This is a genomic window from Acinetobacter halotolerans (genome assembly GCF_004208515.1).
GTDB lineage: Bacteria > Pseudomonadota > Gammaproteobacteria > Pseudomonadales > Moraxellaceae > Acinetobacter > Acinetobacter halotolerans.
On the sequence record NZ_SGIM01000002.1, the window covers coordinates 128,646 to 145,117 of the forward strand.

Annotated in this window: 13 protein-coding genes; 9 read left to right on the forward strand and 4 right to left on the reverse strand. The window is 39.1% G+C overall.

Translation table 11 applies throughout. The annotated features are described in order from the left end of the window. Nucleotides 1-10: 10 nt before the first annotated feature. Nucleotides 11-598 (reverse strand): PilZ domain-containing protein, encoded by a 588-nt coding sequence (locus EXE30_RS02660; protein ID WP_121928490.1) that lies wholly within the window; start codon nt 596-598, stop codon nt 11-13. A 25-nt stretch (nt 599-623) separates the two neighbouring features. Between EXE30_RS02660 and EXE30_RS02665 the strand changes: the two genes are divergently transcribed. The 3 genes from EXE30_RS02665 (at nt 624) to EXE30_RS02675 (ending at nt 5,050) form a co-directional block, all read left to right on the forward strand. After that, nucleotides 624-1,859: a lipoprotein-releasing ABC transporter permease subunit gene (locus EXE30_RS02665; protein WP_121928489.1), complete on the forward strand. Its 1,236-nt coding sequence runs from the start codon at nt 624-626 to the stop codon at nt 1,857-1,859. After that, a complete protein-coding gene (gene lolD, locus EXE30_RS02670) occupies nt 1,852-2,538 on the forward strand; it encodes a lipoprotein-releasing ABC transporter ATP-binding protein LolD (protein ID WP_121928488.1) in 687 nt (228 codons plus the stop codon). Before EXE30_RS02665 ends, lolD begins: the two co-directional genes overlap by 8 nt. A gap of 85 nt (nt 2,539-2,623) precedes the next feature. Next, nucleotides 2,624-5,050 carry a DNA internalization-related competence protein ComEC/Rec2 gene (locus EXE30_RS02675; protein ID WP_130161082.1) on the forward strand — a complete coding sequence of 809 codons (2,427 nt, stop codon included), beginning with the start codon at nt 2,624-2,626 and terminating at the stop codon, nt 5,048-5,050. A 1-nt stretch (nt 5,051) separates the two neighbouring features. Here the strand turns inward: EXE30_RS02675 and EXE30_RS02680 are convergent, their stop codons facing one another. Beyond that, a complete protein-coding gene (locus tag EXE30_RS02680; protein WP_130161083.1) occupies nt 5,052-6,005 on the reverse strand; it encodes a lysophospholipid acyltransferase family protein in 954 nt (317 codons plus the stop codon). A 136-nt stretch (nt 6,006-6,141) separates the two neighbouring features. On the opposite strand from EXE30_RS02680, the gene sppA reads away from it, so the two are divergent. Then, nucleotides 6,142-7,179, forward strand: coding sequence for a signal peptide peptidase SppA (sppA, locus tag EXE30_RS02685; protein WP_130161084.1), 1,038 nt, complete (start codon nt 6,142-6,144; stop codon nt 7,177-7,179). A gap of 144 nt (nt 7,180-7,323) precedes the next feature. Beyond that, nucleotides 7,324-8,112, forward strand: a complete 789-nt coding sequence (locus EXE30_RS02690; RefSeq protein WP_005195752.1) for an alpha/beta fold hydrolase — start codon at nt 7,324-7,326, stop codon at nt 8,110-8,112. A 62-nt stretch (nt 8,113-8,174) separates the two neighbouring features. Here EXE30_RS02690 and purN read toward each other — a convergent pair whose 3' ends face one another. Then, on the reverse strand, nt 8,175-8,816 hold the full coding sequence (gene purN / locus EXE30_RS02695; protein WP_171457318.1) for a phosphoribosylglycinamide formyltransferase: 642 nt from the start codon (nt 8,814-8,816) through the stop codon (nt 8,175-8,177). Continuing rightward, on the reverse strand, nt 8,813-9,883 hold the full coding sequence (gene purM / locus EXE30_RS02700; RefSeq protein WP_130161086.1) for a phosphoribosylformylglycinamidine cyclo-ligase: 1,071 nt from the start codon (nt 9,881-9,883) through the stop codon (nt 8,813-8,815). Before purM ends, purN begins: the two co-directional genes overlap by 4 nt. Before the next feature lie 133 nt (nt 9,884-10,016). On the opposite strand from purM, the gene cxpE reads away from it, so the two are divergent. The 4 genes from cxpE to EXE30_RS02725 all read left to right on the forward strand — a co-directional run bounded on the left by cxpE (nt 10,017) and on the right by EXE30_RS02725 (nt 16,421). Continuing rightward, entirely contained in the window at nt 10,017-11,213 is a 1,197-nt protein-coding gene (gene cxpE, locus EXE30_RS02705; RefSeq protein ID WP_130161087.1) for a chloramphenicol efflux transporter CxpE, read from the forward strand. A gap of 20 nt (nt 11,214-11,233) precedes the next feature. Beyond that, nucleotides 11,234-11,932, forward strand: a complete 699-nt coding sequence (gene hda, locus EXE30_RS02715; protein ID WP_130161088.1) for a DnaA regulatory inactivator Hda — start codon at nt 11,234-11,236, stop codon at nt 11,930-11,932. A 113-nt stretch (nt 11,933-12,045) separates the two neighbouring features. Next, on the forward strand, nt 12,046-13,905 hold the full coding sequence (gene rbtA / locus EXE30_RS02720) for a rhombotarget A (protein ID WP_130161089.1): 1,860 nt from the start codon (nt 12,046-12,048) through the stop codon (nt 13,903-13,905). 14 nt (nt 13,906-13,919) lie between these two features. After that, the gene (locus tag EXE30_RS02725; protein ID WP_130161090.1) at nt 13,920-16,421 is read left to right on the forward strand and encodes a CSLREA domain-containing protein; all 2,502 of its coding nucleotides are present in this window, start codon (nt 13,920-13,922) and stop codon (nt 16,419-16,421) included. The last annotated feature ends 51 nt before the right edge of the window (nt 16,422-16,472 follow it).

Genomic DNA, 16,472 nt, shown 5'->3' on the forward strand with positions numbered 1-16,472 from the left:
ATTTTAGTTTTTAAATTTGATTTACTTCAAGCGATTGAGCTTGTTGAATACTAGCGTTTAGTTTGGCTCGATCTTGTGGGTTTAGGGTAATAAAATAAGCGCCGATACGAAACTTACCTTGTTCTTCTGCTGTACTGTAGGCAACCTGTGCGGTTGCAGCGATATGAAAGAAGTTTTCAGGGTGGCTTAAGGTGATATGAATATAAGTACCTTCATTAATATCTTGTGAGCTAAAGAAGCTTAAGCCATTTTCAGAAAAGTTCACTTGTTCAGGTACAGGAAGTTGAGATTGCACGATATTGTCGTAAAAAGATCCTGTAATCAGATTTAATTTCTGATTAAAAAGGGATAAGATGCGAGCAATTTGTTGATCTTTTTCATTTAATTGTTCTAATTCGTAGCGAAGTGCATGATCAAATTGATCTAATTCAGCAAGTAGTAGAAAATAGCGTGGCAGTACAAAATGAGAATCATAAGGGTCATTCAAGGCAACATCATCTGGAATGATTTGATAGTTGATTCTCAACACAGCATCAATACGAGACATCACGCGACGTTCTGCGTTGTCGTCAATAAGATGATGTTGTGAATTTTCCATAATAAATCACCTCGGACTAAATGGTATGTTTAAGCCAATTTCGCTGTATATAGGGTTGAGATACACTCGCGCTCGGCGAAGTAATCATTTTATTTCTTTTATTGCCTTGGTTTCCATGATTGGTTTAACCCTAGGCGTGGCTGTCCTCATTACAGTATTGTCTGTGATGAATGGTTTTGATCGCGAATTAAAAACGCGTGTTCTTGGAATGGTACCACAAGCCACTGTTTCTTCTACTCAAATTTTAACAGATTGGCCTGAGCTTGTAAAAAAAGTTGAGACTCATCCGCAGGTTACAGGTGTCGCACCATTTACCCAATTACAGGGAATGTTAACTGCTCATGGGCAGGTCGCAGGCATTATGGTGACGGGGATCGAACCTGAATATGAGAAAAAGGTTTCAATTATCCAAGATCATATGGTCACTGGGGATTTAAACGCTTTACAAAAAGGTGAGTTCGGTATTGTTCTAGGTAAGGACATGACTGATGCACTTGGTTTGGGCTTAAATGATAGTGTGACCTTGGTTTTGCCTGAAGCGACACCATCGCCTGCGGGGGTTGTACCTCGTTTTAAACGATTTAAAATTGTGGGTATTTTTAGTATTGGGGCAGAAGTTGATTCAATGGTCGGTTATATTGCATTGAATGATGCTTCAACTTTATTGCGTTTGCCAGATGGGGCACAGGGCGTTCGCTTAAAGTTAGATAATATTTTTGCAGCACCAAAAGTGGCCGATGAAATTGTGAGTGATTTACCAAGCAATTTTTATGCATCGAACTGGACCTATACCCATGGCAATTTATTTAATGCCATTCAAATGGAAAAAACGCTGGTTGGCTTATTACTATTTCTGATTATTGTGGTGGCTGCATTTAACATTGTGTCATCGTTAGTGATGGTGGTTACGGATAAGAAATCAGATATTGCAATTTTGCGAACATTAGGTGCTTCTCCTTCCATGATTACCAAAATTTTTATGGTGCAAGGGACAGTGATTGGTGTGATTGGAACGATTGCAGGTACGATTTTAGGTGTGACTTTAGCATTGACCATTAGTGACATCATTTCTTGGTTGAATACAGTTCTCGGTCTGAACTTATTCGATGCTTATTTTGTACATTACCTTCCTTCTTATCTCAGATGGCAAGATGTGGCTGTGATTGTCGCTGTTTCATTGGTCTTGAGTTTCTTGGCAACGATTTACCCTGCATTACGTGCAGCTAAAGTTCAACCAGCTGAGGCGTTACGTTATGAGTAAGATTGTCTTAGAAGCCAACGATATTTATAAGCATTTTGATGATGGTAAAAGTAAAGTCGAAGTGATTAAAGGCTTGTCGTTACAAGTGAAGGCGGGTGAGTTCGTTTCAATTGTGGGTTCAAGTGGTTCAGGTAAAAGTACGCTGTTGCATGTGTTAGGTGGTTTGGAACAACCGACACAGGGTCAAGTGTTTTTACAAGGACAGCGTTTTGATAACTTGGGCGAAGCAGAACGTGGGTTTAAGCGAAATCAATATTTAGGTTTTGTTTATCAGTTCCATCATTTGTTACCAGAGTTCTCTGCTTTAGAGAATGTGGCAATGCCGTTAATGTTGCGTTCAGACGTTCAATATAAATCAGCCAAAGCTCAGGCCGAATATTTACTTGATCGAGTGGGTTTATCTCATCGTATGGATCATCAACCAGGTGAGTTATCGGGTGGTGAGCGTCAACGTGTGGCATTGGCACGATCGCTTGTCACTAAACCTGCTGTGGTGCTAGCAGATGAGCCTACGGGTAATTTAGATCGCAAAACTGCCCTGAGTGTTTTTGAGTTACTGACTGACTTAAAAAAAGAACTCAATATGGCAATGCTGATCGTCACCCATGATGAGCAATTGGCACAATCTGCGGATTCTATTTTGCATATGCAAGATGGGTTGTGGATCGAGCAACAGTAAATTATTTTATTAAATCTCTTGTTAAAGCCCTGAAAAAGGGCTTTAATTTTGCCTCTAGAAAAATCAAAAACTTAATTAAAAATTGATGTTAAAAATTATTTTATTGGGGTGGGTTGCTGGCATTGCAGTCATGGGGAAAACTTTCCCTTTCATTACTGCGACTTGGTGGTTTTGGTGTCTCGTTGCGTTCAGTCTTGTGAGCTTAGTTTTTTATAAAAAACACCTCTATTTTCATCGTCCACTGTACAAGGCTTTGGTATTAATCAGTGCGACGTGGGCATTATTTTGTGCCGGTTGGTATTTTGCTGATTCCGCTTTGGAACAGCGGCTTAAGTTTAGAGAACTTGAAAAACAGTCATTTGAGGCGATTGTTTATATTAAAAAGATTGATGAACTAAGTGATGATGGGCAGAAGCAAATTGCTGAAGTACTCAATCGACATCCTCAACCAGTTGATTGGTTATTTTATTTGAAGAAAAATAAAGATCTATCCAACGCTGAGCCAGAGCTGAAACTTGGGCACTATTATCGTGTATATGGCGAAATTCGACCTGCACATAGTTATGCTGTTGCAGGGGCATTTGATCAAGAAAAATGGTTCTTACAACAAAATGTGATGTCAGCTTTTTCAGTGAAGCACATTCAGTTATTAAATAATGATGAAATTTACGGTTTAGGCTACCAACAACACCTGAAGCAACAACAAGGTATTCGAGCTAAATTCTTACTCAATGTGGAAATGAAACGTCTAGCATTTCGGCAGATGTTACAAGCTTCGAACTTACAGCACAAAGGTTTGCTCTTGGCTTTATTGACTGGTGATGAAAGTCTTTTGTCGAATGCATTAAAACAACAGTTTCAACAACTGGGAATTTCCCATTTATTGGCGATTTCAGGGCCGCATGTTTTGATTTTTGCTTTGATGTTGACTTGGTTCTTGCGAAATATAGTACAGCGTTATTGTCCGCATTTATATCTTAAACAGCCTCGGCAATTGTTGTTGCTGTTACCCTTTGTGTCGAGTGTTCTGCTGTATGTGGCCTTTGTTGGTTTTGAAATACCAGCCATGAGAACACTATTAACGGTGATGATTGCGAGTATCTTTCTTATATTCAGGCAATCGATTCAACCTTTTGCGATATTGGTTTATAGCGCCAGTTTATTATTGATTTATGATCCATTTAGTATTTTATCTGCTGCATTTTGGCTGTCTTATGGCGCTTGCTTTATTCTGCTGAGGATTTATCAAACCATCGTACAATTACCAAAAGATCAAGTGGCGACCACGACACAGAAAATGCGTATGGCGAATAAGGTCTTAATTGAATCTCAATGGAAAATCTTTGTCGCTTTACTGCCTTTGGTGTTAATTTTCTTTCAGCAAGTGTCATGGCTTGCACCGTTGACGAATTTGATTGCTATTCCATTATTGAGTGGCATCATTGTGCCTTTAGATATTATCGCCGCTTGTATCTGGTTAGTGATCCCAATATTGGGTGGACTGTTATTTCAGCTCAATGATCTGTTTTTATCACTTTTGATGTCGATATTGAATACTTTACAACATATTTCCCCAGATTTATATGGCGTCAGTTATACCCCTTGGTCAATCGTGAGTTTGATCTTCGGCATTTTCATTTTGTTTTTACCAAGAGGAACGGTCCCAAAAGTTTGGGCATTGCTGTGTTTCTTGCCAATATTGCTTGGCGTAAAGGCTCAACCGATTGTGTTGAATATATTGGATGTCGGGCAGGGACAAGCGATTTTATTACAGCATCCGCAACACATCTTAATGATTGATACGGGTGGCTCGTTTGATGAAACTAAATTCAGTTTAGGTGAGCGGGTTGTGATTCCTTTTTTACGTCAGCAGGGCTTACGTCACCTCGATCAAGTGATTCTGTCGCATCTCGATCAGGATCATAGTGGTGCTTTTAATTCAATTCAAAAAGCATTTCCTATCGGACACGTTCAGGCGAATGAGAGAGGAGATAAAATATCCTTTAAGAATAATTTTTCTTTATGTCATCAAGGTCAAAAATGGACATATCCAAATCTGAATATTGAGGTTTTATTTCCTCATGCTGACGAGTTGGTTTATGCCAAGCACCAGAAAAATGAATATTCCTGTGTAATTTACGTGCAGTTTCTCCATGCACAGCCTTATCAAAATTTTTTGATTATGGGGGATGCAGGCTGGGAAACTGAATATAAGCTTTTACAACAATATCCAGATTTAAAGGTGGATGTTTTGGTACTGGGGCATCATGGTAGTAAGCATAGTTCAGCCTATGATTTTTTAGCATTGATTCAACCCAAATTGGCGATTGCTTCAGCCGGTTTGAATAATCGTTATGGCCATCCGAGCCAAGAAGTATTAAAGCGTTTACATGCCTTAAATATTCCATTGCTTAATACTGCGAAAGCAGGAACACTCAGCTTTGTTTTTGAAAATGGAACGGTGCAACTAAAACAACAGCGCCAGCAAGTAAAATGGTTAGATAGAGAATAGCCTAAGCTTTTTCTTGTGACCTCTGTAATCGAACTTCTGCGACGCGTTTTAAAGCTTCAGTCTCATCAATATCATATATTTTCTTTAAGGCTTTATTGGCACTAAAACGCTTATAGCTCCAATGATAATGCGCAGGGTGACGTTTAATTAATTGTTCTAAAGTTTGATGAATAATGAGTGTGCCATCTTCAGCATTACCTTCATAAATCTGAGGGTTGATGGGTTCAACATACATATCAAAACCATCTTGATCATTACGCATAGCATAAATGAAGAGGGCTTTCCCTTTGGTTTTCTGAATGAGTTTGGCGCTGAGACTACTGGAGGCTAAGGGAATATCAAAATAATCAATCATTTCACCGCCATGATCAGGGGTGTGATCAGGCAAAATTGCGGTTGTTCCACCTTGTTTTAATGCTTTGAAGACCTGTCGAACGCCACTTTCATCTGTGGGCACGAGATTGGCTTGTTCGCGGCTTCGTGCATCCCTGACGAAACGATCCGCATCAGGATTCTTGACTGGCTTATACAAAATGGTCATTTGGGTATATTGTGATAACCATGCATTCATCACCTCCCATGTGCCAAAATGAGGAATGACTAGGACTAGCCCTTTTTTTTCTGCCAAAGCCTCATGAAAATAATGTTCACCGTGTATTTTATGAAGGCGTTGAATATTTTTCTGATTAGATGAGCCCCACACACTGATAAATTCAAAGTAAGAGGTGATCTCATTCCGAATTGCTTGCTTGGTTAGCTGTTGTCTTTCTGCGTTTGGTAAGTCAGGAAAGGCGATTTGTAAGTTCAGTTGTATAATTTTTGAGATCTTGGAAAGTTGGAATGTATTGACCAACATCGCTACCAAGCGCGCAAAAAAACGTCCTAATTGAATCGGTTGGCGACTAATTAGCTTAAGCAAATGATAACTAGAGTGAGATGAATTGGGTTGGGTCATGTATCAAAGATTCAAAAATTACAAGATAAAAGTATAATGTAAAAAATAATTATAAGTTAAAACAAGTTAATTAAACAGTTTTGCATAAATCAGCGTATATAATAAAGCCACTTTAAAATTATTGGATTGGAGTCTTATGTCCGATTGGCCACCAAAACCACAAAATGAATCTACAAATAGTAATTCTCCAAATAGTAACAATGTGACAGGCAAAGAATGGCAAATTTTAGAAAAAGCTGTTTTGGCTTCTGTCGAAGAACAGCGCCGTAGTCGTCGTTGGAGTATCTTTTTTAAATGTTTAGGCTTTGCTTATCTGCTGATTGTCTTGATTGCAATGAGTAAGAGTTGTACCACCTCAACCACAAAATCAACCACCAATATCAGCAGTGATCATTTGGCTGTTGTTGATATTATCGGTACGATCGACTCATCAAGTGGCTCATCCACAGTGAACAGTGATGATACCAACAAGGCACTTAAACGTGCATTTGAGGCGAGTGGTAGTAAAGCTGTTGCTTTGAATATTAACTCTCCAGGTGGTTCGCCAGTACAGTCAGATGAAATTTGGCAAGAAATTCGTTATCTGAAAAAGCAACACCCAGATAAAAAAGTCTATGCGGTGATTGGTGATATGGGTGCTTCAGGTGCTTATTATATTGCTTCTGCTGCGGACGAAATTATTGTCAATCCATCAAGTTTGGTTGGTTCGATTGGCGTGATTATGCCGAATTATGGTTTAAGTGGTTTGACCCAAAAATTGGGAATCGAAGACCGTACTATGACTTCAGGTAGCAACAAAGATATTCTCAGTATGACCAAACCACTTGACCCTGCACAAAAGCAACATGTGCAATCTGTTTTGGATAATGTGCATGGGCACTTTATTAATGCAGTGAAAGAAGGGCGTGGTAAGCGTTTGAAATCGAATGATCCGGCTATTTTCTCGGGCTTATTCTGGACTGGTGAGCAAGCAATTACTTTAGGTGTAGCAGATCGTCGTGGTAGTTTAACGACATTGATGCGTGATCTTAAGGTAGATCAAAAAGTTGATTACACGGTTCAGCGGAACCCTTTTGAGTCTATTTTAGGTCGTATGGGTGCAAAGATCGGTGAGGGAATCAGTAGCTCACTTGCAGATCAATTGCAAACCAGCCAAAACGCAAAAATACAATAACAATCTATAGAAAACGTTTAAACCCAGGGCTGTAATGATTTACAGCCCTGAGTTTTTAAAAATTACTCCTCAGTTCTTCTTCTTGTATTGCGATATGGTTTGAGAGGAAGATAATTTATCGATTCATAAGCTTAAAAGACTGTCATGAAACCTATTATTCATTTTGCCCATGCCAATGGCGTTCCATCTAAAGTTTATCAAAAGCTGTTTGATCAATTGAAAGATCAATACGATATTATCTATGTCGCTGAGATCGGAACAGACAAGCGTTATCCAATCACGAATGGTTGGACACATTTGGTTGATCAAGTGATTGATAGCATTGTGCAACAAGCTCAAGGGCGAAAAGTGATTGGTTTAGGACATTCTTTAGGTTCAGTCTTGACCTTGATGGCTGCTTACCGTCGTCCAGAGTTATTTTCTCAAGTGATTATGCTGGATCCACCATTGATCATTGGTAAAGCTTCATTTGTTTTTCATCTTGCTAAAATCTTTAAACCTAAATTGGTCGATCGGATTACACCTGCTGGCTTGTCTGTACGTCGTCGTGATCATTGGGAGTCTCGTGAGCAAGCGGCAGAGCTGTTGGGATCGAGAGGTTTCTATCAGCACTTTAATACTGATTGTTTCCAAGCCTATATTGATCATGCATTAAGCAATGATCCTCAGCGCGGTGGAGTGACTTTAACGATTCCAAAAGCAGATGAAGTTGCATTGTTTAGAACCACACCATCGATGTGGTGGTTGCCTATGCCAAAACCTCCTGTTCCTGTGCATCTAGTGGTTGGGAGTGACAGCGTATTCTTAAAAGAAAAATTCCCACAAGTGGCTAAAAAGAAATTAGGGATTCCTTTTTCTGTGGTTGAAGGTGGGCATATGTTCCCATTGGAGTATCCATTGGAAACGGTAGAAAAGATTAAAAGTTTGATTTAATTATGAGGCTATTTTGAATCGAGCAAAGATAAAAAACACATCCGAAGATGTGTTTTTTAGTTTCAAAACTGAGCAAATTGAATTGGCTGTTTTAAAGGTTTTTGATTGAAATAAGCCTGACCGTTTTTCCAAGAGAGCTGACCATTACACAACCATTGCACGACTTGAGGGTAGATGAAATGCTCAAGTTCATGTACACGTTGCGCTAAGCGTTCTGCTGTATCATTTAAACCAACTTGAATAATGGATTGAGCAATGCTCTGTCCAGCATCTAGTTCAGCGGTTACAAAGTGAACCGTACACCCATGTAAGCGATCGCCCGTGCTTAACACACGTTGATGTGTGTTAATTCCTTTATAAAAAGGCAGCAGAGAGGGATGAATATTTAACATCTTACCTTGCCATTTGCTGACAAAATTCGGAGTTAAAATGCGCATAAAGCCTGCAAGAATGACCAAATCAACTTGCCATGCAAGCAGTTGTTGATGCATGGCTTCATCAAAGCCTTCTCGATTTGGAAAGTCTTTATGAGAAATGACAGCAGTTGCAATATTGGCGGCTTTCGCACGCTCTAGTGCATAAGCATCCGCTTTGTTGGACAGTACACCAATGATTTGTCCTGAAAATTGATGCCCACTTTGGGCATCAATCAAGGCTTGTAAGTTGCTACCGTTACCGGAGACAAGTACCGCAATTCTCATTATGCAAAGATCACGCGAATTTTTTCGTCTGCGCCTTCAACTGATTCAGCATTTTCTTGGATATGACCAATTTCCCAAGCTTTTTCGCCTTGAGCATTTAAGATTTCAATTGTTTTTTCTGCTTCGCTAGGATCAACCGCGATCACCATACCCACGCCACAGTTAAAGGTGCGATACATTTCAAAGCGTTCTACATTGCCTTCACGTTGTAGCAATTTGAATAGCTCAGACCATTCCCAGCTTGACTCGTTAATCACGGCTTGAGCGCCATTTGGAAGTACGCGAGGTAAGTTACCTGGTAAACCACCGCCTGTAATATGCGCCATTGCATGAACGTCAACTTGTTTGCAAAGTTCAAGTACAGGTTTAACGTAGATACGTGTAGGTTCCATTGCGACATCTGCAAGTGGACGACCATCAACGATTTGGGTTAAATCAACGTTTTTCACATCTAAGATTTTACGCAATAATGAGTAACCGTTTGAATGTGCACCACTTGATGCAACACCGATTAATACATCACCAGCTTTAACTTTAGTACCATCAATAATTTTGCTGTGCTCAACGACACCTACTGCAAAACCAGCGAGATCGTAATCTTCGCCTTCATACATTCCTGGCATTTCAGCAGTTTCACCACCAACCAGTGCACAACCAGCCAGTTCACAACCTTTACCAATACCAGTCACTACATCTGCTGCAACATCAACATTCAAATGACCCGTTGCATAGTAATCAAGGAAAAATAATGGTTCAGCGCCACAAACTAGTAGATCATTAACACACATTGCCACAAGATCTTGGCCGATGGTGTCATGGCGATTGAGGTTAAGCGCTAAACGTAATTTTGTACCTACACCATCTGTTCCTGAAACCAATACAGGTTCTTCATAACCTTTTGGAATTTTACAAAGGGCGCCAAAACCACCTAGGCCGCCCATGACTTCAGGGCGAGTGGTACGTTTAGCGACAGACTTGATACGATCGACCAGTGCGTCGCCCGCTTCAATGTCGACGCCCGCATCCTTGTAGCTTAAACCAGTATTTGGGGTAGAAGTTGAGTTGCTCATAGTGAAGTCTCCGCATTGGCGGCAGATTATAACCTGAATATACGAAACTCTTATGTTATTTATGCTCGAAAATGCTATCTTTATTAAAAATTTTTTCCATTTATAACGATTACACGAACAAAGGTTAAATTTTATGCAAGATCTGGTTCTCCGCCGTATCTTTATCCTCGCTGGGTTAGCATTGTTGATTTGGGTGATTTATTTACTCAAACCGATTGTCATACCTTTCGTCGCTGCTTTTTTTATTGCATATCTATTTAGCCCGCTGGTTGATGCTTTGGTTAAGATCAAATTGCCTCGTTGGCTCGCGATCAGTATTGTGTTTATCGGTATCGGTGTGACTTTAACGGTTGTGTTATGGTTTCTTGTTCCACTTGTTTGGAAGCAATTGATGTATGCGCGGGATAGTATTCCTGCGGGAATTCATTGGATTAATGCAACTTTTTTACCATGGCTTTCTGAAACTTTTGATTTGGTGCCAATGGAACTTGATACCGACCAAATCTCTAAAGTCGTTATGGAATATGTTCAAACCAATTACAGTTCGGATAGTGTTCAAACATTTGCGCTGCGTCTCGCTCAATCTGGTTTGAACTTTATTCAGTTGGGCGGGCTTATTGTCCTAATCCCAGTCATTTCTTTCTACTTTTTGCTTGATTGGAACAGAATGCTGCAAAGCCTCCGTCGTCTGATTCCACGTCCTTATGAAGCATCAACTTTAACCATTATCCGTGAATGCCACAGTGTATTAGGCGCCTTTGTGAAGGGGCAATTTTTGGTTATGTTGTTGTTAGGGGTTATTTATGCAGTTGGATTACAGTTAATTGGTTTAGAAGTAGGTCTTATTATTGGCATGATTGCGGGTTTGGCCAGTATTATTCCTTATTTAGGATTTGCTGTTGGTATTATTGCAGCCGTAATTGCATCATTATTTCAATTTGGCCTAGACTGGATGCAACTCCTATTAATTGGAGGGGTGTTTTTGGTGGGTCAAATGGTGGAAGGATACGTACTACAACCCTTTTTGTTGGGTGATAAAATTGGTTTATCTCCAGTGGCTGTTGTATTCGCAGTTTTGGCTGGAGCACAACTGGCGGGCTTTCTTGGAATGCTGATTGCGTTACCTGTGGCAGCAGTCATTGTGGTTTTGTTAAGACATGCGCGAGATAACTATATAAAAAGTCGGCTGTATGGTTTGCCAACTGAAATAGTAGCTATAGACGGTGGAGCTCAACATGTCAGTGTGGAAACTGAACAAGTAGCGCTTGATATTGAAATAAAAAACTCTCAAGATACAGAGACTTCAAACCCTAATGATGGCTCCAAATAAGCGGGGAAAAAATTAAATCCATGCGTCAACTGCAATTAGATATTGAACCACAACTTGATGCCCGAATTAGTGATTTTTCGGGACCAGGTTGGGGACCTATGGTTGATGCAGTGAGACAATTACATGCGGGTTTGGTTAATCGATTTTATGTCTACGGTGGGGCAGGTACAGGTAAGAGCCATTTATTATCTGCAATTTGTGATTCTTACTTAGAGTTGGGTCGTCCTGCTATCAAAGTTTCTTTGTTAGAATTATTGGATGCGCCGATTGAAGCAATTACTTCATTAGAGTTTTATGATTTAGTTGCATTAGATGATATTGAAGCGATCAGTGGCGTTCCCCATTGGCAAAAAGCCGTTTTTCATTTGATGAACAATCATGAAGGACAGTTGGTGTTTTCTTCACGATCAGCCCCGATTGAGTTGAGACTAGAGCTCCCTGACTTACAATCCAGATTAACTCAAGCCGTCAGTGTCAAAGTTCCGAGCGGCAGTTCATTTATAGATCGACAAGCGCTGTTGCAATCCGTGATGACGCGACGAGGGATTCATTTTGATCAACAAATCGTTGATTACTTATTGCAAAACGGACCTCATCAAGCTTCGATCTTGTTACAGACACTTGCACAGCTTGAAAAAATGTTAAAAGGCGAAAAAACTAAACTCTCTAATACCACCATCAAGCAGATTTACGCATTAATAGACGAATATCGCCAATAGCATAAAATTTCTTGAGTAATTACGAGAGCTATGACAAAGTACGCACAAAGGATGTGATTGCGAAATTTGGATTTTGCAATATCAAGAAAAATGAAAAATAGAAGGAGAACGGTATGTTCAAGCGGACGCTTGCCTGTGCTTTATTTGCGATTACTGGACATGTATATGCTGCAGATATTCAAGTTACAACATTAGTTGATGAAGACAAGGATGATGCCGTTTGCTCATTACGTGAGGCTGTATTTTTTTTAAACAATAGAACAGAAGAACAATATAAAAATGGTTACAAGGGATGCGGCGATAAAGATTCCAGCTCGACTATTATTTTAAAACGTGATCAAGAATATAAATTAAACTCCCCGATTAAAATTAAAGCGGCAATGACGATCTCGACTCAGGCGAGTACGGATTTTAACGATAGGAAAAGGGGCTTAAATAATGCCACGATTAGTGTAACTGGACAACATCGTCTATTTGATATTGATAATGGTAGTGTTGAAGATGCTTTGGTTGTCGTTAACTTGAAAGATCTTAATCTTCAAGGGGCTTCAACTCAGATTGATAATAATGGTGGTTTAATTCTAAACCGTGAAGATTTAAGAATTGAATATTCGCGTCTAATCAATGGGCATGCAAGTAAAGGTGGTGCAATTTATAATGCTGGTATTTTATCAAATACGCAAAAAACGGCAGGAAAATTGTCGATTTTGAATAGTATATTTCAAAATAATAAAGCTGAACAAGGCGCAGTAATTTATAGTGAAATGCCGCGATATTTAATTTCTCATTCAGTCATTCGTGACAATGAAGGGGTTGCAGGTACAGACGGGGCTTTGCTATATGTTCAAACGGGGTTTAGCGATGAAACAATTGGTAACTCGTTAGGTAATCGCGACTCAGGGATAAGAAATAGTACAATTTTCCACAATAAAGGTGGATTTGTCGCCAATATCCGTGAAGGTATGATCCTAAATAATCTGACGATGATCAAGAATGCTGCTGGATTGTACTTGAATTCAATCGATCGAGTTGTGGTTGAAGATGGTAAAGATAACGTATATCCAAGTGCATATGTTTCAAATAGCATTATTGTCGAAAATGGCACGCAGAATTGTGTTGCTGCATCGAATGATACGACTATTGTTCAAAGTAATCTAACGACTATTGAGTGTGATCGTAACTCAACAGACCGGTTACCAAATTTTATGATTGGTAATAATAAGTTGATTGCAGGTGGCGTAAATGATGAAGGTATCTGTGATGCACCTCCAGCAGATGGATTACTGTGTCCATATAAGATTCCTAAGGATCAAATGCTAGGTTTTTTTAAACCTCGTCTATTAACTTCTTATACTAAATTATCAGATTCACTTATCGTCAATAAAGGACGCATTTACAGTGATGGAACAAGCTTTAGTTTAGCGAGTTGTGAAAGAACAGATCAACGTGGAATTAACCGTACTGGTTATAATGAGTTATGTGATTTAGGTGCGATTGAGTTGGTAGTCGATCGTAGTAATATTCCAATTGCAGGTCAGGATATTTTATTTAAAGAAATCGCAAAATTTAGTATATCTGAGAGTCTGGCTGATGGTGAACTACTTGACCCAGCAACATGTGAAAAAATATTAGGTAAGCGTTCAGATGGACAAGCATGGCGCTATGGATGTTTAGAGGTTGTGCAAAATCAAACACCATCAAAGGGAACTTTGACTTTGGATCAAGATGGAAATGTAACTTATATTCCACATAGTAATTGGCATGGTGCAGATATGTTTAAAATGCGAATTATAACCACTACTACACGTTTCAATGACGCTTCTAGTAACTATATTGAAATTCCAACGAATATTGTTCAAGAGCCAAAAAATAATTTTCAAAGTAAAACTGTGAATGTGAGTGGCGGTAGTGTCGGGTTAGGTGCAATTTTGATGCTGTTTGGTTTAATGGGATTACGCCGTTTTAAGTCATAATCAAGGATGATGAGATGAGAAATTATAAGAAAGCGTTTTTAGCGACAGTAGTAGTGGCATCAATGCCGTTGATTGCAGCAACTAACGATGGTCCAATTAAAGTCACCACTTTTTTGGATGAGGATGGTGAAAACTCGAATGCGTGTTCACTTCGTGAGGCTCTAGAGACAGCAAAACGACGTACTTCGTATGGTGGATGTAAGGTAACAGATACTTCAGTGGGAACACAAAAAAGGATTCAGCTTGAGGCCGGTATCTATACTTTAAAAAGAGAACTTACGCCGCAAGTTAATGTGGCAATTTTGGGTTCAAGTCCTGTTGATTGGGATGAGAAAAATATTTTGCTTAACGATGTGGTTAACCAATATCCAGCTCAAATTCCATTACGAACAACAATCAAAGCAGAAAACTCTCGTATTTTTAACACAGCATTTTCGCAAAAGAACTTAGTATTAAATAATGTGATTTTAACAGGTGGCCGCACAGCAGATTTGGGAGGTGCAATTTATGCTGGGGCCGATGTTTCATTAAATAGCACCCAAATATCGGACTCACGGGCAGGTAAGGCTGGTGGTGCAATTTATTTGGCAGGAAATACGAGTAATTTAACGATCTCAAAAAGTTTAATCGAAAAAAATCAAGCACCAGTAGGAAGTGTGCTTGCGATGCATGATAAGAATGATTTGGGTTACACAAAACGAAATATTACGATTGAATCAAGTAGTCTGGTCGACAATGGTTTACTGACTTCCAAAAGTATGCTTGAGTTCGTAGGTGAGCCAATTGTTATATTGGAGTCCAATACAATTGCTGGAAATAAAGCAGATAAAAGTAATGGTAATTTGATTAAATTTACTGGGGACACTGAAGCTGGAACGACAGGAAATAATAATTCTAGCGTATTAAGTAGTTTGAGTCGTTTAACTTTACAAAATAATACGATTGTTGAGAATAATGCATTCACCACCCTGTTATACGATAAGATTGGACATAAACGGTTAAATTTAAATATATTGGCTTATAATGGTGATGCAAATAGCTATGCTTGCCGTTATTTATTGGGTGACGCAAAAGATGAGAAAAACGTCGACTTGGTTATAAACTACAACGCTTTTGCAAGATCTGGTACGAATCGTTGTGACTTGCCTGATGAAGTATTTAATGAAGATCTAACTAAAGAAACAAATATTGATATTAGCGGGGAACCAATAGGAAAATTCTTAAGTGGACGAATTGATGCTTCGCCATTTACCGCATTCCTGCCTTTGTATTATCCAATCGATAATAAACCTAAGGCCGATGAAGATGTCAAAAGTCTAGTCGATACAGGTGTGACATCATGTAGCCCATGGGATCAACGCGGTTTAGCTCGGATTACAGATGGTGCTTTGCATTATGATCCAAAAGCGGCGAATACCTGTGATATTGGTTCTGTAGAGTTAATGCGATTAACTGCGGGAGATATCTTCGACCTATCTAACACATCGATTAGTAATATGTTAGACAATAATCAAAGTAGTTATGATTTGTTTGAAGATTTAGTCAAAAAACCGAATAATGCAGACTTCTTAACCTATTATAAATTCCGCTCAGCAGAATACAAAAAAATATTGGATGCTTTTTCAGACGCTGAAAAAAGAAAAAATGCCCTTAAATATCGAGCAATTTATGTCGATTTACGTAACTATGGATTACCTTTACCTCGAGAAGTCTCTACTGGTGAGGGAAAACCGAACGCTTTAGAATTTTTTAATCCTGAGCTGTATGATATTCATGTTGAAGCTTTAGGGGTGGGGCAGATTAACAGTGTTATTACTGATATACAAACGGATAAAAATCTTTTCTGTAAATGGAATACTGATCTAGAGCAAATCATGATCTATCGTATTGATGATCAGATTACACAAGCAGGTAATAAAGAGTTTTGCAAATATACCATCAAGTTAAAGGCTAATCATGCGATTACATCATCAGGTTTATTGCAAGCAGCATTTAATAATATGGCTCCTGTTGTAAAAGATACATCTGTGACATTGAAATATAAGCAAAGTGAGACAGCAACTCTGAACCTGCTTAACTTTGCTAATGATGATGGCGATACAGGTAAAAATGGTTTAGGTCCTGAATTGAAGCCAAATAAACCATCTTTTTGGCGCAATGCGGAAGGCGTAGAGCTACCGATTCGGTTATCAAATGTCTCGAGTAATTTGGTTATTACAGCCGATCGTCAAGGTAAATGTCCAGCACCAGATCAACAAGAAACTTGTTATGGTGGAAATATTTATATTAAAGAAGCCAATGCTTTTAATCCTTTTAACTTCTCATTTAACTACCAAGTTTATGATAATGAATTTCCTACACCCTCTATTTCAAATGTAGGAACGGTTAAGGTGATCAGTACAGCGACTACCACTGATGATTCGCGTAAAGCCAGTCATGGCGGTGGGGGGAGTACAGGTATATTCTCTTTATTTGGTTTGTTGGGACTACTTGCTTATCGCCGTTTAAGAAAATAGATTAAGCTCAAAAAATAGCGCCTATTGATGGCGCTATTTTTTTGGAATTCA

What these genes read in the sequence shown, in the direction of transcription:
- EXE30_RS02660 (WP_121928490.1), bottom strand. Translation starts at nt 598, where the DNA reads ATGGAAAATTCACAACATCATCTTATTGACGACAACGCAGAACGTCGC.
- EXE30_RS02665 (WP_121928489.1), top strand. Translation starts at nt 624, where the DNA reads ATGTTTAAGCCAATTTCGCTGTATATAGGGTTGAGATACACTCGCGCT.
- lolD (WP_121928488.1), top strand. Translation starts at nt 1,852, where the DNA reads ATGAGTAAGATTGTCTTAGAAGCCAACGATATTTATAAGCATTTTGAT.
- EXE30_RS02675 (WP_130161082.1), top strand. Translation starts at nt 2,624, where the DNA reads ATGTTAAAAATTATTTTATTGGGGTGGGTTGCTGGCATTGCAGTCATG.
- EXE30_RS02680 (WP_130161083.1), bottom strand. Translation starts at nt 6,005, where the DNA reads ATGACCCAACCCAATTCATCTCACTCTAGTTATCATTTGCTTAAGCTA.
- sppA (WP_130161084.1), top strand. Translation starts at nt 6,142, where the DNA reads ATGTCCGATTGGCCACCAAAACCACAAAATGAATCTACAAATAGTAAT.
- EXE30_RS02690 (WP_005195752.1), top strand. Translation starts at nt 7,324, where the DNA reads ATGAAACCTATTATTCATTTTGCCCATGCCAATGGCGTTCCATCTAAA.
- purM (WP_130161086.1), bottom strand. Translation starts at nt 9,883, where the DNA reads ATGAGCAACTCAACTTCTACCCCAAATACTGGTTTAAGCTACAAGGAT.
- cxpE (WP_130161087.1), top strand. Translation starts at nt 10,017, where the DNA reads ATGCAAGATCTGGTTCTCCGCCGTATCTTTATCCTCGCTGGGTTAGCA.
- hda (WP_130161088.1), top strand. Translation starts at nt 11,234, where the DNA reads ATGCGTCAACTGCAATTAGATATTGAACCACAACTTGATGCCCGAATT.
- rbtA (WP_130161089.1), top strand. Translation starts at nt 12,046, where the DNA reads ATGTTCAAGCGGACGCTTGCCTGTGCTTTATTTGCGATTACTGGACAT.
- EXE30_RS02725 (WP_130161090.1), top strand. Translation starts at nt 13,920, where the DNA reads ATGAGAAATTATAAGAAAGCGTTTTTAGCGACAGTAGTAGTGGCATCA.